We start from the raw sequence: 22,138 nt of genomic DNA, 5'->3' as shown, positions 1-22,138 counted from the left end.
AATCGTACGCTTGCCTTCCCCTTGGGGGAGGCTCAATAAACCACAGTAAACGACCCGCCAATGGATCAATTCGCAAAAGAAACAATCCCAATTTCCCTGGAAGAAGAGATGCGCAAGAGCTACCTCGATTACGCCATGAGCGTGATCGTAGGCCGCGCCTTGCCGGACGTGCGTGACGGCCTGAAGCCGGTGCACCGCCGGGTCTTGTATTCGATGCACGAAATGAACAACGTGTGGAATCGTCCCTACGTCAAGTGCGCCCGTGTGGTGGGCGAGACCATGGGTAAGTATCACCCGCACGGCGACGCCTCGATTTACGACACGCTGGTGCGTATGGCGCAGGACTTCTCGCTGCGCTACATGCTGGTCGACGGCCAGGGTAACTTCGGCTCGGTCGACGGCGATGGCGCTGCGGCGATGCGTTACACCGAGTGCCGCCTCGACAAGATTTCCAGCGAACTGCTGGCCGACATCGACAAGGACACGGTCGACTTCCAGCCCAACTATGACGGCAAGGAAAAAGAACCAACGGTACTGCCGACCCGCATTCCCAACCTGCTGATCAACGGCTCGTCCGGCATCGCGGTGGGTATGGCCACCAATATCCCGCCGCACAATCTGCATGAGGTGATTGCCGGCGCGCTGCACGTGCTGAACAACCCGGAATGCTCGATCGACGAACTGATCGAACTGATCCCGGCGCCGGACTTCCCGACCGGCGGCACCATCTACGGCGTATCGGGCGTGCGCGACGGCTACCGCACCGGCCGTGGCCGGGTGGTGATGCGCGCCAAGACCCACTATGAAGAGTATGGCAAGGACGGCGGCCGCACCGCCATCATCGTGGACGAGCTGCCGTACCAGGTCAACAAGAAATCGCTGCTGGAGCGCATCGCCGAAAACGTGCGCGACAAAAAGCTGGAAGGCATTTCCGACATCCGCGACGAGTCCGATAAATCGGGCATGCGCGTGGTCATCGAGCTGAAGCGCGGTGAAGTGCCGGAAGTGGTGCTGAACAACCTCTACAAACAGACTCAGCTGCAAGACACCTTCGGCATGAATATGGTGGCGCTGGTCGACGGCCAGCCCAAGCTGCTGAACCTGAAGGAAATGCTGTCGTGCTTCCTGTCGCACCGCCGCGAAGTGGTCACGCGCCGCACCGTGTTCGAGCTGCGCAAGGCGCGCGAGCGCGGCCACGTGCTGGAAGGCCTGGCGGTAGCGCTGGCCAATATCGACGAGTTCATCGCCATCATCAAGGCGGCGCCAACCCCGCCGGTGGCGAAGACCGCGCTGATGGAAAAATCCTGGGATTCGTCGCTGGTGCGCGAGATGCTGGCCCGTACCGGCGAAGGCCCGACCGCTGGCGGCATTGACGCCTTCCGTCCGGAACACCTGCCGAAACACTATGGCATGCAGACCGACGGCCTGTACAAGCTGTCCGACGACCAAGCGCAGGAAATCCTGCAAATGCGCCTGCAGCGCCTGACTGGCCTGGAACAGGACAAGATCGTCAACGAGTACAAGGACGTGATGGCGGAAATTGCCGACCTGCTGGACATCCTGTCCAAGCCGGCCCGCGTGACCACCATCATCACCGACGAGATGACCTCGATGGTGGGCGAGTTCGGCGACCCTGCCAAAGACCCGCGCCGCTCCAATATCGAGCACAACGCCAGCGATCTGAATACCGAAGACCTGATCACCCCGCAGGACATGGTGGTGACCTTGTCGCACACTGGCTACATGAAGTCGCAGCCGATTTCCGAGTACCGCTCGCAGAAACGCGGCGGCCGCGGCAAGCAGGCGATGGCGACCAAGGACGAGGACTGGATCGACCAGCTGTTCATCGCCAACACCCACGACTACATCCTGTGCTTCTCCGACCGTGGCCGCATGTACTGGCTGAAGGTATGGGAAGTGCCGCAAGGCTCGCGCAACTCGCGCGGCAAGCCGATCGTCAATATGTTCCCATTGGCGGACAACGAGAAGATCACGGTGATCCTGCCGCTGTCGGGCGAAAACCGCACCTTCCCGGAAGACCACTATGTGTTCATGTCGACCAGCCTGGGCACCGTCAAGAAAACGCCGCTGAAAGACTTCAGCAATCCACGCAAGGCCGGCATCATCGCGGTCGACCTGGACGATGGCGACTTCCTGATCGGCGCCGCGCTGACCGACGGCCAGCACGATGTGATGCTGTTCTCCGACGCCGGCAAGGCAGTGCGCTTCGACGAGAACGATGTGCGTCCGATGGGCCGCAACGCCCGTGGCGTGCGCGGCATGAACCTCGACGAAGGCCAGCGCGTGATCGCGCTGCTGGTGGCCGAGAACGAGCAGCAGTCGGTGCTGACCGCGACCGAGAACGGCTTCGGCAAGCGTACCCCGATCACCGAGTACACCCGTCACGGCCGTGGTACCAAGGGCATGATCGCGATCCAGACCTCCGAGCGTAACGGCAAGGTGGTGGCGGCAACGCTGGTCGATTCGACCGACGAGATCATGCTGATCACCACCGGTGGTGTGCTGATCCGCACCCGCGTGTCGGAGATCCGCGAGATGGGCCGCGCCACCCAGGGCGTGACCCTGATCGCAGTGGAAGACGGCACCAAGCTGTCCGGCCTGCAGCGCGTGGTCGAGACGGATATTGACGAAGTCGAGCTGGAACCGGGCCCGGATTCAGCGACGGAGTAAAGCTCACTTAACATGAGCCAGCGGGGCCACGACTATTGCGCGCCAATAGAACTGGCCCCGTTGTTATTTCAAGGAGATAAAATGAAGAAAATCGTAGCAAGCCTGATGGTATCGATGGCCCTGGCCGCCGCGCCAGTCGCCGTGTACGCCCAAGCCGACGCGGCTTCCACCGCCGCCGCCAAGGAACTGTTCGACTCGATGAACTACCGCGCCGTGATGGTTGGCGCGATGCAGCAGATGTCGCAAGGCCTGGCTGCATCGCTGCGCGGCGGCGCCGAAGCGGCGATCAAGAACAATAACCAGATGAGCGCCGACGACAAGCAGAAGGCGCTGGCCAAGCTGGAAACCGAGCTGCCTGGCGTGGTCAAGGCGATGCAGGATGTGATGAACGATCCTGGACTGGTGGACGACATCCTGGCGGAAACCGTGCCGATTTATGCACGCCATTTCAGCGCCGATGAACTGAAGCAGATCACCGCCTTCTACCGCACGCCGGTCGGCGCCAAGATGCTGAACCTGATGCCGCAGCTGATGGGCGAGGGCATGCAGATCGGCCAGCAGATCGTCCAGCGCCGCATCGGCCCGATGCTGCAAAAGATGCAGCAGCAAGCCAAGTAACACCCCACATCATAAGGAATGCAACGTGACGCAAATCTTTAACTTTTCCGCCGGCCCCGCCGTACTGCCGAAGGAAGTGCTGACGCAAGCCGCCGCCGAAATGCTGGATTGGCATGGCAGCGGCATGTCGGTGATGGAGATGAGCCACCGCGGACCGGAGTTTATGTCGATTTACCAGGCAGCCGAGCGCGATCTGCGCGAGCTGCTGGCAGTACCGGACAATTACAAGATTTTGTTCATGCAGGGCGGCGGTCTGTCGCAGAACGCCCTGATCCCGTTGAACCTGCTGGGCCACAAGCCCGCCGGTGCAACCATCGATTTCATTCATACCGGTTCGTGGTCGGGCAAATCCATCAAGGAAGCCGGCAAGTACGCCAAGGTGAATATCGCCGCGTCGTCGACATCGGCGGTGCCGCCGCAGGCAGAGTGGCAACTTACGCCTGCCGCAAGCGCAGCCTATCTGCACATGTGCACCAACGAGACCATCGACGGTGTGGAGTACCAGCCGGACTTCAGCGACGCCCGCTTCGCGGAACGCGTGCTGGTGGCCGATATGTCCTCGCACATTTTGTCGCGTGTGATCGACGTGGCCAAGTACGGCGTGATCTTCGCCGGCGCGCAGAAGAACATCGGCCCGGCCGGCGTCACCATCGTCATTATCCGTGACGACCTGCTGGGCAAGGCGCTGCCGGTCTGCCCGTCGGCGTTTGATTTCAAGCTGGTGGCTGACAATGAGTCGATGTATAACACGCCGCCTACCTACGGCATCTATATCGCCGGCCTGGTGTTCCAGTGGTTGAAGCAGCAGGGCGGCGTGGCCGAGATGGAGCGCCGCGCCAAGGCCAAGGCCGATCTGCTGTACGCCGCATTGGACGCGGACGACTTTTACCAAAACCGCGTGGCGCGGCAAAACCGTTCGCGCATGAACGTGCCCTTCTACCTGAAGGACGAGAGCAAGAACGAGGCATTCCTGGCCGGCGCGAAAGCGCGCGGGCTGCTGCAACTGAAGGGCCACAAGTCCGTCGGCGGTATGCGCGCATCGATCTACAACGCGATGCCTATCGAGGGCGTGCAAGCGCTCGTAGACTACTTGAACGAATTCGCCGGCCGCGCCGGCAAATAAGCCCCCTATGAACGACAAACTCAAACCCTTGCGCGAACAGATCGATTCGATCGACGCGCAAATCCTCGACCTGCTGAACCAGCGCGCGCGCGTCGCGCAGGAAGTGGGCCATGTGAAAGCTGAAACCGGCGCACCGGTATTCCGTCCCGAGCGCGAGGCGCAGGTGCTGCGCGGCGTGGCCGAGCGCAATCCTGGCCCGATGGGCAACGCCGAGCTGCAAACCATCTGGCGCGAAATCATGTCCGCTTGCCGCTCGCTGGAGAAACGCGTCACCGTGGCCTTCCTCGGCCCGGCCGGCACTTACAGCGAGCAGGCGGTGTACGAACAATTCGGCAGCGCGGTGGACGTGCTGTCGTGCTCCTCGATCGATGAAGTATTCCGTGCCACCGAGGCCGGCACGGCGGAATTCGGCGTGGTGCCGGTCGAGAATTCGACCGAAGGCGCGATTGGCCGCACGCTCGATCTGCTGCTGCACACGCCGCTGACCATCAGCGGCGAAGTGTCGATCGCGGTGCGTCACAGCCTGCTGACCGGCAGCGGCAATATGGATGGTGTGACCGCCATTTGCGCCCATGCGCAGGCGCTGGCCCAGTGCCAGATCTGGCTGAATAATAATTACCCGGACCTGGAGCGCATCGCTGTGTCCTCCAACGCCGAGGCGGCGCGCATGGCGCGCGACAATCACGCGCTGGCGGCCATCGCTGGCGAACGCGCTGGCGTGCGCTACAGCCTGGGTACGGTCAAGGCCAATATCCAGGACGATCCTCACAACCGTACCCGCTTCGCGGTGATTGGTTCGCTGCAGGCCGGTCCGTCGGGCGAGGACCGCACCTCGCTGGCGCTGGCGGCGCCGCACAAGGCGGGTTCGATTTATCGCCTGCTTGGTTCGCTGGCGCAGCATGGCGTGTCGATGACGCGCTTCGAGTCGCGCCCGGCACGCACCGGCACCTGGGAATATTATTTCTACGTTGACGTTGAGGGCCATGTGCAGGATGCCGCCGTGGCCAAGGCGCTGGATGAGCTGCGCGGCAATGCCGCGTTCTTCAAGGTGCTGGGTTCCTACCCGGTCAGCCTGACCTGATCATAAAGAGAGACATCATGAGCAAGAACTACGGCCCGGAATACGTCCGCGCTATCGCGCCTTACCAGGCTGGCAAACCGATCGCTGAAGTCGCGCGCGAGTTTGGCCTGGATGAGGCCAGCATCGTCAAACTGGCATCGAATGAAAATCCGTTCGGCGTGCCGGAATCGGCCAGGCAGGCGATGGCCGCCGCCGTGGCGGAGCTGGGCCGCTACCCGGACGCCAACGGCTTCGATCTGAAAGGTGCGCTGGCCAAGCGCTACGACGTGCCGGCGGACTGGATCACGCTGGGCAACGGCTCCAACGACATTCTGGAAATCGCCGCGCACGCGTTTGTCGAGCGCGGGCAGTCGATTGTGTATGCGCAGTATTCGTTCGCCGTGTACGCGCTGGCGACCCAGGGCGTCGGCGCGCAGCACATCGTGGTGCCGGCCAAGGCGCATGGTCACGATTTGCCGGCGATGCTGGCGGCGATCCGCGAAGACACGCGGCTGGTGTTCATCGCCAACCCGAACAATCCGACCGGCACGTTTATTCCCGCCGCTGACATCGAAGCCTTCCTGGCCAAGGTGCCGGCACATGTGGTGGTGGTGCTGGACGAGGCCTATAACGAATTCCTGTCGGCCGAGAACCAGTTTGAATCGGCGGCTTGGGTGAAGAAGTATCCCAACCTGCTGGTGTCGCGTACCTTCTCGAAGGCGTATGGCCTGGCTGGTCTGCGCGTGGGCTTTGCGATTGCGCAGCCGGCGCTGACGGATTTGATGAACCGCATTCGCCAGCCGTTCAACGTCAATTCGCTGGCGCAGGCGGCGGCTATCGCGGCCTTGAACGACACGGCATTCCTGCAGAAGGGCGCGGAGAACAATAGCGCCGGCTATCAGCAGCTGGTGACCGCGTTCGATAAGCTGGGCCTGGAGTATGTGCCATCGTACGGCAACTTCGTGCTGGTCAAAGTGGGCGACGATGCCGGCGCCGGCGCGCGCATCAACCTGGCGTTGCTGAAGCAGGGCGTGATCGTGCGCCCGGTCGGCAACTACGGCTTGCCGGAATGGCTGCGCATCTCGATCGGCCTGCCGGAAGAGAACGAAGCCTTCATCGAAGCGCTGACGAATGCACTGGCGGAGTAAATGCTGAACAAAGTCGTTATATTTGGCGTAGGCCTGATCGGCGGCTCGTTTGCGCGGGCGCTGAAGAAGGCCGGCGCGGTACGCGAGATCGTTGGCGTTGGCCGCTCGGCCGCGTCGATGGCGCGTGCGCTGGAGTTGGGCATCATTGACGCCATCGGCGTGAGCGGCGAGCCATCGCTGGCGGTAGCGCTGGCCGGGGCTGACCTGGTGTTGCTGGCGGCGCCGGTGGCGCAGACTGAGGCCATCCTGACGGCGATCGCGCCGCACCTGAGTGAAGGCACGGTGGTCACCGACGCGGGCAGCACCAAGTCCGACGTGGTGGAGTCCGCACGCCGCGCGCTGGGCGGCAGGATCGCGCAGTTCGTGCCGGGCCACCCGATCGCTGGCCGCGAAACCAACGGCCCCGACGCCGCCATTGACCACCTCTACATCGGCAGGAAAGTGGTGCTGACCGCGCTGGAAGAAAACAGCGCCGATGATGTCGAACGCGTGGCCGCCGCATGGCGCGCCTGTGGCGCCATCATCCACCGCCTGACGCCGGCCGAGCATGACAAAGTGTTCGCTGCCGTCAGCCACCTGCCGCACCTGCTGGCTTACGCGCTGGTGGACGACATCGCCAGGAAGCCGCATGCGGACTTGCTGTTCCAGTATGCGGCCAGCGGCTTCCGTGATTTCACGCGGATCGCCGGCTCGTCGCCGGAGATGTGGCGTGATATCAGCCTGGCCAATCAGCCAGCCTTGTTGGCGGAGCTGGATGCGTACATGGCACAATTGACGCTGCTGCGCGCGCAACTGGCGGCCAACGACGGCGCGGCGCTGGAGCGCGTCTACAGCAACGCCCAGCATGCCCGCCACCAGTGGATCACCGCGATTGAAACGGCCGAAGCGCCGCCGTCGCCCGATAAAGAGTAAATTCGGGGTCAGTGCCGACATTCGGACCCCGAAGTTAAGGAAAACAAATGACTCACGAATATATTGACCTGCAAACGGTCGCTCACGTTAAAGGCGCGGTGCGCCTGCCGGGCTCCAAGTCCATCTCCAACCGCATCCTGCTGCTGGCGGCGCTGTCGCAAGGGCAGGTGGCGATTGTGGATTTGCTGGCATCGGACGACACTGCCGTGATGCTGGCCGCGCTGCGCTCGCTCGGCGTGCAATGGCACGAAGAGAAAACCGCCACCGGCACCATCCATCACGTTACTGGCGTGGCCGGCGTGCTACCGAATAAGTCGGCGGATTTGTTTATGGGGAATGCCGGCACGGCGATTCGCCCGTTGACCGCCGCGCTGGCCGTTATCGGTGGCGACTACACGCTGCACGGCGTGCCACGCATGCACGAGCGTCCGATCGGCGACCTGGTCGACGCGCTCAACGCCGCCGGCACCAACGTTGAGTACACCGGCAACCCAGGCTACCCGCCGCTGCACATCAAACAAGGCAAGATCACCACCCAGCGCCTGTCGGTGCGCGGCGATGTGTCGAGCCAGTTCCTGACCGCGCTGCTGATGGTGGCGCCGCTGATGGCCAGGGACCACGCGATCACCATCGACGTGATCGGTGAACTGATCTCCAAGCCTTACATCGAAATCACGCTGAACCTGATCCGCCGCTTCGGCGTCAAGGTCGAGCAGAACGGCTGGACATCCTTCACCATCCAGCCAGGCCAGATCTATCAATCGCCCGGCACCATCCACGTTGAAGGCGACGCTTCGTCGGCATCGTACTTCCTGGCGGCCGGCGCGATCGGCGGCGGACCGGTGCGGGTCGAGGGCGTGGGCAACAACAGCATCCAGGGCGACGTGCGCTTTGCCGCCGCGCTGGAGCAGATGGGCGCGCAGATCACCATGGGCGACAACTGGATCGAAGCGCGCGCCAACGGCCCGCTGAAAGCCATCGACGCCGATTTCAATCACATCCCCGACGCCGCCATGACCATTGCCGTGGCCGCGCTGTACGCCGACGGCCCGTCGACGCTGCGCAACATTGCCAGCTGGCGCGTCAAGGAAACCGACCGCATCGCCGCCATGGCCACCGAACTGCGCAAGGTTGGCGCCATCGTCGAAGAAGGCCCGGACTACATCAAAGTCACGCCACCTGCGGCCATCGCAGCTGCTACCATCGATACTTACGACGATCACCGCATGGCGATGTGCTTCTCGCTGGTGTCGCTGGACGGCGCGCTGCGCAAGGGGGCAGTCACCCGCATCAACGATCCCAAGTGCGTGAACAAGACTTTCCCTGACTACTTCAGCGCATTTGCAAAAATCGCACAATAAACGATATGCCAACTTCCCAGATTCCAGTCATCACCATCGACGGCCCTACCGCATCCGGCAAGGGCACGGTCGCACACCGCGTTGCCGATAAGCTCGGCTTCCATTACCTGGACTCGGGCGCGCTGTACCGCTTGACGGCGCTGTCGGCGCTGCGCCGCCAGACCGACCTGGCTGACGAGCACGCGCTGGCCAAGCTGGCCGAGCACCTGCATTGCAGCTTCCAGGGGGGCGACATCATTCTGTCGCACGAAAACGTCACCGACGCGATCCGCGCCGAAGAGGTCGGCAACACCGCCTCCAGGATCGCCACCTTCCCGGCGGTACGGCATGCGCTGACCGGGCTGCAGCTGGGCTTCCGCAAGGCGCCCGGCCTGGTGGCGGACGGACGCGACATGGGTTCGGTGATCTTCCCGCATGCCCCGCTGAAGGTGTTTTTGACCGCCTCCGTGGCAGCGCGCGCAGGGCGCCGTTATAAGCAATTGATAGACAAGGGAATTTCTGCTAATATGGAAGACCTCCTGATGGATTTGCAGGCCCGCGACGACCGTGATATGAAACGGACCATCGCGCCGCTGGTCCCGCCAGAAGGCGCGTACGTGCTCGATACCTCGGAAATGACCGCTGATGCAGCAGTCGACCAGGTCTTGAAATGGTACGCCGGCATCACCAAGTAATACCTTTTATTAACCTAACCCAGTTGAAGTCGCATCCTGCGAGCCTTACTGGCTGACCTGGAAGTTTATTATGGAAAGTTTTGCAGCCCTCTTCGAAGAATCCCTGTCGCGTCAAGATATGCGCTCGGGCGAAGTAATTTCGGCTGAAGTCGTTCGTCTGGATCACAACTTCGTGATCGTCAACGCAGGCCTGAAATCGGAAGCTTTCATCCCTGTTGAAGAATTCAAAAATGACCAAGGCGAACTGGAAGTCAAAGTAGGTGACTTCGTTTCCGTGGCCATCGAATCGCTGGAAAATGGTTTCGGCGATACCATCCTGTCGCGCGACAAAGCCAAGCGTCTGGCTTCGTGGCTGGCACTGGAAAAAGCAATGGAGTCGGGCGAGATCGTCGTCGGCACCGTGAACGGCAAAGTCAAGGGCGGCCTGACCGTTCTGACCAACGGCATCCGTGCCTTCCTGCCAGGTTCGCTGGTGGACACCCGTCCAGTCAAAGACACCACCCCATTCGAAGGCAAAACCCTCGAATTCAAAGTGATCAAACTGGACCGCAAGCGTAACAACGTGGTTCTGTCGCGTCGCGCCGTCATCGAAGCTTCGATGGGCGAAGAGCGTCAGAAACTGATGGAAACGCTGAAAGAAGGCACCGTGGTGACCGGCGTTGTGAAAAACATCACCGACTACGGCGCGTTCGTGGATCTGGGCGGCATCGACGGCCTGCTGCACATCACCGACCTGGCATGGCGTCGTGTGCGTCACCCATCGGAAGTGCTGACCGTTGGTCAAGAGATCACCGCTAAAGTCCTGAAATACGATCAAGAGAAGAACCGTGTTTCGCTGGGCGTGAAGCAACTGGGCGATGACCCATGGACCGGTCTGTCGCGTCGTTACCCACAAGGCACCCGCCTGTTCGGTAAAGTAACCAATCTGACCGACTACGGCGCGTTCGTTGAAGTTGAACAAGGCATCGAAGGCCTGGTTCACGTGTCGGAAATGGACTGGACCAACAAAAACGTCGCTCCTAATAAAGTTGTCCAACTGGGCGACGAAGTAGAAGTGATGGTACTGGAAATCGACGAAGAGCGTCGCCGTATTTCGCTGGGCATGAAACAGTGCAAAGCCAACCCATGGGACGACTTCGGCGTGACCCATAAGAAAGGTGACAAAGTCAAAGGCGCGATCAAATCGATCACCGACTTCGGCGTGTTCATCGGTCTGGCTGGCAACATCGACGGCCTGGTACACCTGTCCGACCTGTCGTGGACCGAGTCCGGCGAAGAAGCCGTACGCAAGTTCAAGAAAGGTGACGAACTGGAAGCCATCGTTCTGGCGATCGACGTTGAGCGTGAGCGCGTTTCCCTGGGCGTTAAGCAACTGGAAGGCGATCCATTCAACAACTACGCAGCCATGAACGACAAAGGTTCGCTGGTGACCGGTACCGTTAAATCGGTTGAGCCTAAAGGCGCCGTGATCCAACTGTCGGAAGAAGTTGAAGGCTACCTGCGCGCTTCGGAAATCTCGCGTGACCGCGTGGAAGATGCTGGCACCCACCTGAAAGTCGGCGACTCCGTCGAAGCTCTGGTGATCAACATCGACCGTAAAGCACGTTCGATCCAGCTGTCGATCAAAGCTAAAGATTCGGCTGACACCGCTGAAGCGATGAAAAACATCGCTTCGGACAGCAACGCTGCTTCGGGCACCACCAGCCTGGGCGCACTGCTGAAGGCTAAGCTGGACAACAAGAACTAAGAACTAGTTCGCGATGACTAAGTCCGAACTGATTAACCGCCTGGCTGAGCGTTATTCTCAGCTGGTGGCCAAAGATGCGGAGTATGCCGTCAAGACCATTCTGGATGCGATGACCAACGCTTTGTCGACTGGTCAGCGCATCGAGATACGCGGTTTTGGCAGTTTTGCTCTGAACAGCCGGCCACCGCGCATCGGACGCAATCCGAAGTCGGGCGACAAGGTGATGGTGCCCGAAAAACGGGTGCCTCACTTCAAGCCGGGCAAGCAATTGCGCGAGCGGGTTGACGCGATGGTCGGGCAACCGATCATCGAGGACTGAAGCATTCAATAGTTAAGCAAAAGCGGCGTCCTTCGGGATGCCGCTTTTTTTTTGTTGGCCGAGGTGCGATACTGGCGCTCTTGGCACTCAACAGGATACCGGCTGATGAAATTCATCTCCCCCATCGTAGGCTTCATTATTTTTGTGCTGTTTTTCGGCTTCGCGCTGAAGAACTCGCAGGAAGTCGATCTGCAATTGTTCCTGCACTATGAGCTGCGCGGCCCGCTGGTGCTGATGCTGCTCGGCTTCTTCGTGGCCGGCGCCGTACTTGGCGTGCTGGCGCTGACGCCCACCGTGTTCCGCCACCGCCGCGAAACCAATAAGCACAAAACCACTATCCACACGCTGCAATCGTCGGCGCAGCAGGCTACCCGCCAGCCGCAGCCGGACAGCGTCAATACACAACAATAACTAGCACTCATGGAATTTGAACTCTGGTGGTTACTGGGCATCCCGGTCTTGTTTGGCCTGGGATGGCTTGCCGCGCGCGTCGATATGCGCGCCGTGGTGTCGGAGTCGCGCACGCTGCCGCGCGGCTATTACAAAGGCTTAAACTTCCTGCTCAACGATCAGCAGGACAAGGCGGTGGACGCGTTTATCGACATCGTCCGGCTGGATCCGGAATCGGCCGATATGCACTTCGCGCTGGGCAATCTGTTCCGCCGCCGTGGCGAAACCGAGCGCGCCATCCGGATACACCAGAACCTGCTGGCGCGTCCCGACCTGCCGCAGGATCAGAAAGACCATGCCAAGTACGAGCTGGGCATGGATTACCTGAAGGCCGGCCTGCTGGACCGCGCCGAGGAAACCTTCAACACGCTGCTGAACGGCTCCTATTCGGCGCAGGCGCGCCGTGCGCTGCTGGAGATTTTCCAGCGCGAGAAGGAGTGGCCGCGCGCCATCGAGGCCGCCATCGGCCTGCAGGAATCCGGCGCTGGTTCGCGCCAGAAGCAGATCGCGCAGTTCTACTGCGAGCTGGCGCAGGACGCGCTGGTGCACCTGCATCCGGAGCAGGCGCTGGAGCTGCTGGACAAATCGCTGCAGGCGGATCGCGTCAACGTGCGCGCCACCATGCTGACCGGCGATGCGCAGCTGGCACAGGGCGATGTCGAGGCGGCGCTGCTGACCTGGCGCCGCGTTGAGCAGATCAGCGTGCCGCACGTGGCGCTGGTGGCACAGCGGCTGATGGAGGGCTACCGCAAGGTCGGCCGCCCGCAGGAAGGCCTGAACCTGCTGAAATCCTATCTTGAGCAGGCCTCGTCGATCGACCTGATCGAAGTGGTCTACAAAGCGGTGCTGGAGCTGGACGGCGTCGACGCCGCCAAGCAGCTGGTATCGAACGAATTGCGCCGCACGCCGACTCTGCTGGGCCTGGACAAGCTGCTGGAAGCGCGGCTGGTCGATGCGCCGCCCAATCTGGTGACTGAGCTGTCGATGGTGAAGAATCTGGTGCACGGCTACACGCAGAAACTGGCGCGCTACCAGTGCAGCCATTGCGGCTTCAAGTCGCGCCAGTTCTACTGGCAATGTCCTGGTTGCAGCCGCTGGGAAACCTACCCGCCGCGCCGCACCGAAGAACTTAACGTTATGAATTAACCCCACCGTCATTCCGGCGCAGGCCGGAATGACGGGGTACTAAGAGAGTCACCATGAAAATCACCATCATCGGCACCGGCTATGTGGGCCTGGTCACCGGCGCCTGCCTGGCGGAGCTGGGCAACGACGTATTCTGCCTGGACGTAGACCAGGCCAAGATCGACCTGCTGAACAACGGCGGCATCCCGATCCACGAGCCAGGCCTGGAAGAAGTGGTGGCGCGCAACCGCGCCGCCGGCCGTCTGCATTTCTCGACCGATGTCGCCGCCTCGGTGGCGCACGGCGAAGTGCAGTTCATCGCGGTCGGTACGCCGCCAGATGAAGACGGCTCGGCCGATCTGCAATACGTGCTGGCCGCCGCCCGCAACATCGGCAAGCATGCGACTGGCTTCAAGGTCATCGTCGACAAATCGACCGTGCCGGTCGGCACCGGCGACCGCGTGCGCATTGCGCTGCAAGAGGAATTGCAGGCGCGCGGCAGCGACGCCAGCTTCACCGTGGTGTCGAATCCGGAATTCCTCAAAGAGGGTGCTGCGGTGGAAGACTTCATGCGTCCGGACCGCATCGTCATCGGCCACGACAGCACGGCCGAGGGCCAGCAGGCGGCGGCGCTGATGAAGCGCCTGTACGCGCCGTTCAACCGCAACCACGAGCGTACCTTCTGGATGGACGTGCGCTCGGCCGAGTTCACCAAATACGCCGCCAACGCCATGCTGGCCACCCGCATTTCGTTCATGAACGAGCTGGCCAACCTGGCCGACAACGTCGGCGTCGACATCGAAGCGGTACGCCGCGGCATCGGTTCCGATCCGCGTATCGGCCACAGCTTCCTGTACGCCGGCGCCGGTTACGGTGGCTCCTGCTTCCCGAAAGACGTGCAGGCGCTGGAACGCACCGCGCGCCACTATGCGCAGGATCTGCACATCCTGCGCGCGGTGGAGGTGGTCAACGACAAGCAGAAGCTGGTATTGGGCCGTAAGGTGCTGTCGCGCTTTGGCGCCTACCTGGGCGGAAAACACTTCGCCATCTGGGGCCTGGCCTTCAAGCCCAACACCGACGATATGCGCGAAGCGCCGGCGCGGGTCTTGATCCGCCAACTGCTGGACGCCGGCGCCACGGTGGCGGTGTATGACCCGGTCGCCATGCCGGAAGCCCGGCGCGTGCTGGCGCTCGACCTGAACGCCGCCGAACTGGCACGGGTGCGCTTTGCCGACAGCCCGATGGATACGCTGACCGGCGCCGAGGCACTGGCCATCGTCACCGAATGGAAGGCCTTCCGCAGCCCGGACTTCGACAAGATCAAGGCGGCACTGAAGCACGCGGTGATCTTCGACGGCCGTAATCTGTTCGAGCCGGAAGTGATGGCCGAAATCGGCTTTGAATACCACGGCATTGGCCGCTCGGTGCTGACCCGCAACTAACGAGGATAACTGTGACGAAGACTCTGGATAAAGTACGCATCCTGGTAGTGGGCGACGTGATGCTGGACCGCTACTGGTTCGGTGAGGTCAGCCGTATTTCGCCGGAGGCGCCGGTGCCGGTGGTGCGCATCGAGAAGCGCGAAGCGCGCCTGGGCGGCGCCGCCAACGTGTCGCGCAATGCGGCGGCGCTGGGCGCGCAGTCCGGCCTGCTCGGTATCGTCGGCAACGACGAGGCGGGCGATGAGGTGCAGCGCCTGCTGGAAGGCGGCGGCATCCGCAGCTACCTGAAGCGCGACGACGCCATCTCCACCATCATCAAGCTGCGCGTGATCGGCCGTCAGCAGCAGATGGTGCGTATTGATTTTGAAGAAGCGCCGACTGATACGGTGCTGCGCGACAAGCTGGAACAGTTCAAGGCGCTGCTGGCCGATTACGACGTGATCGTGCTGTCGGACTATGCCAAGGGCAGCCTGGTGGCGGTGGCCGACATGATCGCCGCCGCGCGCGCCGCCGGCAAAGTGGTGCTGGTCGATCCGAAAGGCGACGACTTCAGCCGCTATGCCGGCGCCACCGTGCTGACGCCGAACAAGTCGGAGTTCAAACTGATCGCAGGCACCTGGAGCAGCGAAGCGCAACTGACCGCCAAGGCGCAAGCCCTGCGTGCCGAGCTGAAACTGGACGCATTGTTGCTGACCCGTTCGGAAGAGGGCATGACGCTGTACACCGACGGCGCGCAATTCCACATGCCGGCGCAGGCGCGCGAAGTGTTTGACGTTTCGGGCGCCGGCGACACCGTGATCGCCACGCTGGCCTGCATGCTGGGCACCGGCGCAGGCTGGGAGGAAGCCGTGCAGACCGCCAACCGCGCCGGCGGCATTGTGGTCGGCAAGCTGGGCACCGCCACCGTCACGCGCGAGGAATTGTTCCCTTCGACCTGAACGCAGACCGCAGCGCTTGCGTCGTTAATGAGTGAGAGGCGATATGAAGCGACGCTATTTGCTGGTCTGGTTTTCGCTGCTGGCAGGACTGCTATCCAGCGCCCACGCCAGCAAGCCGCAAAGTGACCGGGCGCTGAAGGGCATGGGCATGCTGGTCGAATATGAACTGGCGCCAGGAGCCAGCAGCAAGGAAGGTGTCCTGGCCTTGTCCGACGCCGGGAACCGCACCTTTGCCGCCGCTGTTCTGACGGCGGAAGGCAAAGGCACTTCGACGATAGGCGGCGGCAGCAAAATGTCGTTTCCGCGCTGGGTGCAGGTGAGCTGGCGTGCGCAGACCACGCCCGGAGAATACTGGACCACCGGGCAAATCATTGGCGACTACCGCGTGCCGGTGCTGGAACGCATACCTGCGGCGATTTTCGACTATGTCGCCAGCCATCCAGGCACGGCGGTCGTGCTGCGTTTCCGCCTCCAGGACGATGGCGTGCTGTTCGGCTGGGCGGTGCAGCAACCGTGGCCGCACGGCCGCGGCTACAGCTTTGTCCAGCAGGGCGGCGATTTCTGATACGGGAGACGCCGGCACAGAGTGGAGCGGATTAAATGACGAGACGAAAGTTGTTCATGACTGCGCTGGCTGCACTGTCAGCCCTCCCGGCGGCGTGGGCGGCGCAGCCCGCCATTCCTCAATGCATGCCTTTATCGCCACGCAGTGCCGCTACGCAGGACGCCTTGATTGAGCAGCCAGGACGTTATTGCGTGAGCAAGGATTTTAGCCAGGCTATGTTGGCGGGCGGCGGTCATGCAGGGCCACGCTATGGTCATGCGCTGATTGTGATCGAGGGCGGTGATGTCATTATCGACCTGCAGCAGCATACCTTGCACACGGCGGCACGATCCCACGGCATATTGATTGCTGCCCGCGCCAACCGGGGCAAGGCCGAACGTGCTGGCGTTGAATACGGCCTGCGTACGCGTAATGTCATTGTGCGCAACGGCGTGATCGATTTGCGTGGTAGTGGCAGCGGCGTCCGGTTTGTCGACGCCTGGCTCACGGAAAATCTACTGGCAATCCCGCAGGGGGAGCGTTATCAGAAAACGCGCTATGTACTTGAAAACCTGACGATTAAAACCGACAACGTGGGCATCCGGCTGGAGGGCGATGGCAATATTGTGCGTCACTGCGTCATCGAGAGCGATGGCGATGCCGCCATCGCGATGGCCGGACCGAACAGCGAGATCGTGAATAACACCATCGTCCTGGGTGATCCTTTGGTGCCAAGCTGGATCGCGGCGAGCGAAGCGGGCGATCCTGTCAGCATCTTAATGAAACTGCCGGCAGCCCGCAAACAGACGCGCGCGGCAATCATACTTCAGCAAGGCAGTGGTGCCGTCATTCGGGGCAATCGGATCGACGTGAAGGGAAAATCGGCAACGCGCCATAGTATTTATGTCGCCCACAATAGCCGGGGGGTGCTGATCGAGGATAACACTTTTGTTGGCGAGATCGATGCACCAGTTGCCGGCGCAGCCAGCTCTACAATCATGCGCGCCAACCATGTGGCGGGCGCCAGGTGATACGTTCTGCCCGCCGTCTTGATCTTCGTCAGAGTGGCGGCGTCAACCGCACAACCGCTGCATGTCGTTAAGGTGATTCAAGGTGCGAATGGTCGCCCTTGCTTAACCTTCACGGAGACATTCTATGTACAAGCAACTACTGCTGGCGCTTGCCACGCTGATGGCAAGCATGACCTTCGCCTGGGCGCAGGTCGATGTCAACAAGGCCGACGAGGCGGCGCTGGACAGCATCCGCGGCCTCGGCCCGGCCAAGACCAAGGCCATCCTGGAAGAGCGCAAGAAAGGCGAGTTCAAGGACTGGGCCGACTTTGAGTCGCGCGTCAAGGGCGTCGGCCAGAAAAGCGCCGCGCGGCTGTCCGAAGCCGGCCTGCAAGTGAACGGCAAGTCCAAGGACGGGGCGCCCGCCAAGTCCGCCAAATAATTCCGCAGCCATCCTCTTCGTCCCCGTAGAACCCGTGTCTGCGGGGACGTTGTCTTTTTGCTCAACACAGCCGCCAGGCTGGAAGGATAGCGCATCGATAGTCGCGCACGTTTAACACTTTTGCAAAAAATACATATTTTTTCTTAAATATTTTTAAAGTGACAATGTGTGAGTATGTGTGCGTTATCTCACTATTATATTGGCGATTCTCTAACTTTCTCAGGGGATTGCCATGAAACACCGTATGATGTTCCGTAAGCAACGCGGTCAGGGGATGACCGAGTACATCATTATCGTCGCGTTGATCGCTGTGGCCGCAATTGCTGTGACACAATTGTTCGGCGCAACTGTCCGCAACCAGATGGCCGGTATCTCGCAAGAGGTGTCGGGCACCAACGGTTCGGCAGCCATCACCCAGGCGGGTACCGCCGCCAACAAAGCCGCCACCGCCGCCAAGGACGCGAACAAAAACTCGCTGTCCACCTTCGGCGACCAGGCGACCACCGGCAAGCAGTAAGCAGCTTTCGCGGGTCCGCCATGTCCCAGCTTCGTTCACGCATAACCGCGCTACCGCGCCGCGCCCGGCAACGGGGGCAGGCGCTGGTGTACGGTCTGTTCGTGCTGATTTCCGGATTGGCGGCGCTATTTTTCATGTTTAACACCGGTCAACTGATCGCCGAGAAGACCAAGTTGGTCAACACGGCGGATGCAGTGGCCTATAGCGCGGCAGTGATGCACGCGCGGGCATTGAATTTTGATGCCTACACCAACCGGGCGCTGATCGCCAATGAAGTGTTGATCGCCCAGATGGTCAGTGTGGCCTCGTGGCTGGAATATGCGGACGAACATAGCCAGCGCGTCGCCCCACTCAATTGCCAGACCCCTTACTACTCGGTGCCGGGTGCATTGCTATTGGATCGCTACACCCCTCTCTGTTACCTGATGGCCTGGCAGTTCGTACAGGCCACGCTGAGCCCAGCCGAGTCGGCCTTCGACGGTGTGACCACCGTGGCCATGGGGCTGACCGAAACGGCCAAGGTGGCGCTACAAGCGTCGCAAGTGGCGATGTTTGCCGCCTTCCTGCCGGCCCGCAAGCAGGTCATGGACCAGGTCGCCGACGCCAATTACGCTGGCTTGGGCGCAGTCAAGGTCGATACGGTACCGCTGCAGGATAACTACACACTGTTCGACGGCGGTCCTTTCATCAAGCGCTATTCCGGCAGCGAGCGCACGCGTTTCAAGCAGGTCGAAGTCAGCGCTGCCAACCGGGATACTTTTGTCTCCGGGCGCGGCTGGTCGGATGCGACGCCGGGCGGATGTTTGTGGGTGTTGCGCGGCGACGCCCACCACACCGCCAGCACCACGCTGAACGGCTTCGACAACTGGAGTGCGGCCGACGATGGCAACCTGCGCACGCAGATTCTCAAATGGCGGGGCCTGAGCCTGCGCTGCCGCACCATCAACAACTACAACCTGGGCGACGGCCGCAAATCGGCGCGCTCCAGCGGTGGCAACTGGTACTACAGCGGCGTGCCGAGTTTCTACGACCTGTCGACCGCCGCGCTGGGGTATGTGTCGACCAATGCCGATCCGGCCAAGCACGAGCCGCGCTTGCAGTTCGCCATACGCCTGACGCGCGCCGACAGCGAGCAGCGCACCTCGTCCGGCACATCGTCCGTCAAGCAGACCGGGCAGATGGACATTTATCACGGCGACCAAGCCAAGAATGTGATGGCGGCGGTGTCCAGCTCGGAAGTGTTTTTCGAACGTACCACGCCGCGCCCCGGCACGCAGAAGGAACAGGCCAGCCTGTTCAATCCGTACTGGCAGGCGCACCTGATTTCAAACTCCTCCACGGTCAGGGCCGCAGCGGTCGCCCTGCAACAACCATGAAGCACATCACGATATTGATCGCCTGGAGTGTGCTGTACTGTGGTGTGGCGTGCGCCACCACGCAGCAGGAGCAGACCGTGCTCAAGGCGCCGATGCCGCATCAGACATATACCGGCGGCGCCGCCGTTGCGGTGCACCGGGCGCGGCTGGAAGGCTATTTCGAAGGCAAAAACGGCAATGCCGCGCTGCTTGCCCAGCTCAAGCAGGAAGTTCAGCAATGCACCAAGTCGCTGGCTGACAGCGGCCGCACACTGCACCCGCCGACCGCCTGGCCGGAGTATGTGATGCTGCACCGTGAAGAAACCTATACTGCGGCCAACCGTAGCATCCGCTACACCACCGAACTGGCTTACGGCGTCAGCAAGGAAGACTGCAGCCTGCTGGCGCCGATCGTCTCCAAGGCGGTGCTGGCGTCATCCAAGGGCGTGTGCAAAATCGATATCAGCAACAAGACCGCGCGCGGCGATTGCGATAGCAGCGGCCACGCCGATGCGGCGCCGGAGCGGCGTGCGGCAGCACAGCCGCCGGCGCAAGTGCGCCAGCGCATGGCAGCAGCCAACCCGGCGCTGGCGGCGCTGCTGCCGCCAGCAAGCAGTGGCCAGCGCACCATCCTTGGCGTGCGCTGCAATGTGTTTCAGCAAGCAGCCAATCAGGACGGCGATGTCAGCACGCTGTGCTATGCGATAGGCGGCGCCTTCCTGCCCTTGCGCGCGGTCGATAAGGACGGCTTCGGTGGGCTGCTGCTGGAAAGCACCACGCCGCATGGCTATCAGCTGAAGGCGGTCGAAGCGCGCCTCGACACCGCAGTGGGCAGTGCCGTCTTCATGCCGTATGCGCGCGGCTATGCAGTCAACGCCGGAGCTGCGCCATGATGCGCCGTGGTACACCGCGCCGCGAAGATGGCCAGGCGCTGACCGAGTTCCTGGTCATGGCGCTGGCGCTGGTGCCCTTGTTCCTGCTGATGCCGATGATCGGCAAGTACCAGGACATCAGCCACGCCACTGAAATGGCCAGCCGCTACGTCGCCTTCCAGGCCATCGCCAACAATGACGGCATGAGCAGCTACCGGCCGCCGGCCGAGCTGGCGCAGGAAGTGCGCCGCCGCTTCTTCAGCAATTCCGATGCGCCGATCAAGACCAATGACGAAGCAGGCGATTTCAAGGCCAATCAGAACCTGTTCTGGGTCGACGCCCAGGGTAATGCGCTGATCAAGCAGTTCAACGATGTCACGGTCAGTTTCGGCAGCGGGCATGGCGCCAATCACGCGGATGGCAAGAGTGCCGGCGACGATGGCAAGCCGTTCAATATGCCGGCCCCATTCAAGGTCGCCCATGAGATGGGACTGAAGGATGGACTGTACCGCGCCAACGTCAGCGTGGTGGTGGCCAATCTGCAGGACATCGGTCTCAGCTACGCCTCTACCTACGAGCAATTCAAGAACATCAATCTGACGGTGACGCGCCACACAGCCGTGCTGCCGGACACCTGGACCGCGCGCGATCCGAACCAGATTGATAGCCGTATCCGGCAGAACGTGCTGTTCCCCGGCCATCATTTCGACACCGTCAAACCGGTAGTGAACGCCGCCGTGGTGGTGATCGAATCGCCAGGCAGCATCAAGAAGCCCAAGCTGGGCGAGCTGAGTTTCTGGCAGGACGAAGTGCCGCAGGACCGGCTCAAATGAGGGCGCTGCGCGTGATCACCAGCAGCGCGGTGCTGGCTGCAGCACTGCTGGCGGCGGCGTTCAGCGGCGCCCAGACGGGCGGCGCCCCCGCTTGGCCGGAAGTGTCGCTGCCACCCGGTGCGGCCAGCTACAGCATGGGCGAGCAGATGAGCGTGGATGGCATGCCGATGCGCGCCCAAGGCTTTGAGCTGGACATGTCGCCGGAGCGTACCGCCGCCTGGTTCCGCCAGCATATGCCGCGCCCGCTGATGGAAAACCATATCGGCGACAAGCTGGTGCTGGGCCGCGCCAGCGGAACGTACTACATCACGGTGCAACTGACCGGCAGCGGCGGCCGCACCCAGGGGCTGGTGGCAGTGTCGGATGTGGCGGCCGGTCTGGCGCAGCGCGCCGCCAGCCGCGCCGCCAATGCGCGCGTGGCGGCGCGGCTGCCGTCAGGCACCCAGGTGGTCACCGCGCTGAATTCGACCGATGCGCAGCGCACCGCCAATTTTCTGACGCTGGTCAACAGCTACAGCGAGGAGGTCAACCGCGAACGCCTCAAACAGATGCTGCGCGAGGACGGCATGGAGCTGGAACGCGAGTCGCGCGCGGCCGAGGCCGGAGCCAAGGCGCTGGCTGCATTGCCGGCCGGCGCCGCCAGCGGCCGCGCGCTGTTTTTCAAGGGCCGTGGGCGCGAAGCGATAGCCGTCATCAGCCGCATGCCGGATAGCCGCGTCAGCATCGTTTTAAACACTGTGACCACGATGGAGACTTACCCATGAAGCAACGACAATCCGGCCACGCCACCATGGAATACATCGCAGCCTGCGCGGCGCTGGCGTTTGCGCTGTTTGTACCGATAGGCGGCGATGCCGCCAGTCCCGGCAGCGCGCGCACCACCGTGCAGATAGTGCTCGACGGTTTTGCCCAAGCCTACCGCAATATCAGCCACGCCATTTCACTGCCCAATTGATC

The 22,138-nt window shown here is 62.0% G+C and carries 23 protein-coding genes; all 23 read left to right on the top strand.

From position 1 onward, the window contains the following. The first annotated feature begins 60 nt into the window (after nucleotides 1-60). Nucleotides 61-2,691, top strand: coding sequence for a DNA gyrase subunit A (gyrA, locus tag KW842_RS09895; RefSeq protein WP_218303925.1), 2,631 nt, complete (start codon nucleotides 61-63; stop codon nucleotides 2,689-2,691). 81 nt (nucleotides 2,692-2,772) lie between these two features. Further along, nucleotides 2,773-3,309, top strand: coding sequence for a DUF2059 domain-containing protein (locus KW842_RS09890; protein ID WP_218303924.1), 537 nt, complete (start codon nucleotides 2,773-2,775; stop codon nucleotides 3,307-3,309). A 25-nt stretch (nucleotides 3,310-3,334) separates the two neighbouring features. Continuing rightward, a complete protein-coding gene (gene serC, locus KW842_RS09885) occupies nucleotides 3,335-4,432 on the top strand; it encodes a 3-phosphoserine/phosphohydroxythreonine transaminase (RefSeq protein WP_218303923.1) in 1,098 nt (365 codons plus the stop codon). A gap of 7 nt (nucleotides 4,433-4,439) precedes the next feature. Continuing rightward, nucleotides 4,440-5,513, top strand: a complete 1,074-nt coding sequence (gene pheA, locus KW842_RS09880) for a prephenate dehydratase (RefSeq protein WP_218303922.1) — start codon at nucleotides 4,440-4,442, stop codon at nucleotides 5,511-5,513. Between the two features lie 17 nt (nucleotides 5,514-5,530). Then, nucleotides 5,531-6,640, top strand: a complete 1,110-nt coding sequence (gene hisC, locus KW842_RS09875; RefSeq protein ID WP_218303921.1) for a histidinol-phosphate transaminase — start codon at nucleotides 5,531-5,533, stop codon at nucleotides 6,638-6,640. Next, nucleotides 6,641-7,552 carry a prephenate dehydrogenase/arogenate dehydrogenase family protein gene (locus KW842_RS09870; RefSeq protein ID WP_218303920.1) on the top strand — a complete coding sequence of 304 codons (912 nt, stop codon included), beginning with the start codon at nucleotides 6,641-6,643 and terminating at the stop codon, nucleotides 7,550-7,552. Nucleotides 7,553-7,599: 47 nt separating this feature from the next. Then, nucleotides 7,600-8,913 (top strand): 3-phosphoshikimate 1-carboxyvinyltransferase, encoded by a 1,314-nt coding sequence (aroA, locus tag KW842_RS09865; protein WP_218303919.1) that lies wholly within the window; start codon nucleotides 7,600-7,602, stop codon nucleotides 8,911-8,913. A gap of 5 nt (nucleotides 8,914-8,918) precedes the next feature. Continuing rightward, on the top strand, nucleotides 8,919-9,587 hold the full coding sequence (cmk, locus tag KW842_RS09860) for a (d)CMP kinase (protein WP_218303918.1): 669 nt from the start codon (nucleotides 8,919-8,921) through the stop codon (nucleotides 9,585-9,587). Between the two features lie 70 nt (nucleotides 9,588-9,657). Next, nucleotides 9,658-11,334, top strand: coding sequence for a 30S ribosomal protein S1 (gene rpsA, locus KW842_RS09855; RefSeq protein ID WP_218303917.1), 1,677 nt, complete (start codon nucleotides 9,658-9,660; stop codon nucleotides 11,332-11,334). A gap of 13 nt (nucleotides 11,335-11,347) precedes the next feature. Continuing rightward, nucleotides 11,348-11,653, top strand: a complete 306-nt coding sequence (locus KW842_RS09850) for an integration host factor subunit beta (RefSeq protein ID WP_072787195.1) — start codon at nucleotides 11,348-11,350, stop codon at nucleotides 11,651-11,653. A gap of 105 nt (nucleotides 11,654-11,758) precedes the next feature. Further along, nucleotides 11,759-12,064, top strand: a complete 306-nt coding sequence (locus tag KW842_RS09845; protein ID WP_218303916.1) for a lipopolysaccharide assembly LapA domain-containing protein — start codon at nucleotides 11,759-11,761, stop codon at nucleotides 12,062-12,064. A 9-nt stretch (nucleotides 12,065-12,073) separates the two neighbouring features. Continuing rightward, on the top strand, nucleotides 12,074-13,249 hold the full coding sequence (lapB, locus tag KW842_RS09840) for a lipopolysaccharide assembly protein LapB (RefSeq protein ID WP_218303915.1): 1,176 nt from the start codon (nucleotides 12,074-12,076) through the stop codon (nucleotides 13,247-13,249). 53 nt (nucleotides 13,250-13,302) lie between these two features. Next, nucleotides 13,303-14,670, top strand: a complete 1,368-nt coding sequence (locus tag KW842_RS09835) for a UDP-glucose/GDP-mannose dehydrogenase family protein (protein ID WP_218303914.1) — start codon at nucleotides 13,303-13,305, stop codon at nucleotides 14,668-14,670. Nucleotides 14,671-14,681: 11 nt separating this feature from the next. Next, nucleotides 14,682-15,608, top strand: coding sequence for a D-glycero-beta-D-manno-heptose-7-phosphate kinase (gene rfaE1, locus KW842_RS09830; RefSeq protein ID WP_373925159.1), 927 nt, complete (start codon nucleotides 14,682-14,684; stop codon nucleotides 15,606-15,608). Nucleotides 15,609-15,651: 43 nt separating this feature from the next. Continuing rightward, a complete protein-coding gene (locus tag KW842_RS09825) occupies nucleotides 15,652-16,173 on the top strand; it encodes a hypothetical protein (RefSeq protein WP_218303913.1) in 522 nt (173 codons plus the stop codon). A 56-nt stretch (nucleotides 16,174-16,229) separates the two neighbouring features. After that, a complete protein-coding gene (locus KW842_RS09820) occupies nucleotides 16,230-17,183 on the top strand; it encodes a right-handed parallel beta-helix repeat-containing protein (RefSeq protein WP_218303912.1) in 954 nt (317 codons plus the stop codon). 124 nt (nucleotides 17,184-17,307) lie between these two features. Next, nucleotides 17,308-17,604: a helix-hairpin-helix domain-containing protein gene (locus KW842_RS09815; protein WP_218303911.1), complete on the top strand. Its 297-nt coding sequence runs from the start codon at nucleotides 17,308-17,310 to the stop codon at nucleotides 17,602-17,604. Between the two features lie 232 nt (nucleotides 17,605-17,836). Further along, nucleotides 17,837-18,121 (top strand): hypothetical protein, encoded by a 285-nt coding sequence (locus KW842_RS09810; RefSeq protein ID WP_218303910.1) that lies wholly within the window; start codon nucleotides 17,837-17,839, stop codon nucleotides 18,119-18,121. Nucleotides 18,122-18,141: 20 nt separating this feature from the next. After that, nucleotides 18,142-19,497 (top strand): TadE/TadG family type IV pilus assembly protein, encoded by a 1,356-nt coding sequence (locus KW842_RS09805; protein ID WP_218303909.1) that lies wholly within the window; start codon nucleotides 18,142-18,144, stop codon nucleotides 19,495-19,497. Continuing rightward, the gene (locus KW842_RS09800; RefSeq protein WP_218303908.1) at nucleotides 19,494-20,369 is read left to right on the top strand and encodes a hypothetical protein; all 876 of its coding nucleotides are present in this window, start codon (nucleotides 19,494-19,496) and stop codon (nucleotides 20,367-20,369) included. Before KW842_RS09805 ends, KW842_RS09800 begins: the two co-directional genes overlap by 4 nt. Then, nucleotides 20,366-21,181 carry a hypothetical protein gene (locus KW842_RS09795; protein WP_218303907.1) on the top strand — a complete coding sequence of 272 codons (816 nt, stop codon included), beginning with the start codon at nucleotides 20,366-20,368 and terminating at the stop codon, nucleotides 21,179-21,181. The genes KW842_RS09800 and KW842_RS09795 overlap by 4 nt, the downstream gene beginning before the upstream one ends. Further along, on the top strand, nucleotides 21,178-21,945 hold the full coding sequence (locus KW842_RS09790; protein WP_218303906.1) for a hypothetical protein: 768 nt from the start codon (nucleotides 21,178-21,180) through the stop codon (nucleotides 21,943-21,945). The genes KW842_RS09795 and KW842_RS09790 overlap by 4 nt, the downstream gene beginning before the upstream one ends. Continuing rightward, nucleotides 21,942-22,136, top strand: coding sequence for a hypothetical protein (locus KW842_RS09785; protein ID WP_218303905.1), 195 nt, complete (start codon nucleotides 21,942-21,944; stop codon nucleotides 22,134-22,136). Before KW842_RS09790 ends, KW842_RS09785 begins: the two co-directional genes overlap by 4 nt. The last annotated feature ends 2 nt before the right edge of the window (nucleotides 22,137-22,138 follow it).

The organism is Duganella sp. sic0402, assembly GCF_019219065.1.
In the GTDB taxonomy this organism is placed as follows: Bacteria; Pseudomonadota; Gammaproteobacteria; order Burkholderiales; family Burkholderiaceae_D; genus Rugamonas.
This window is presented reverse-complemented; position numbering and strand designations above follow the sequence as displayed.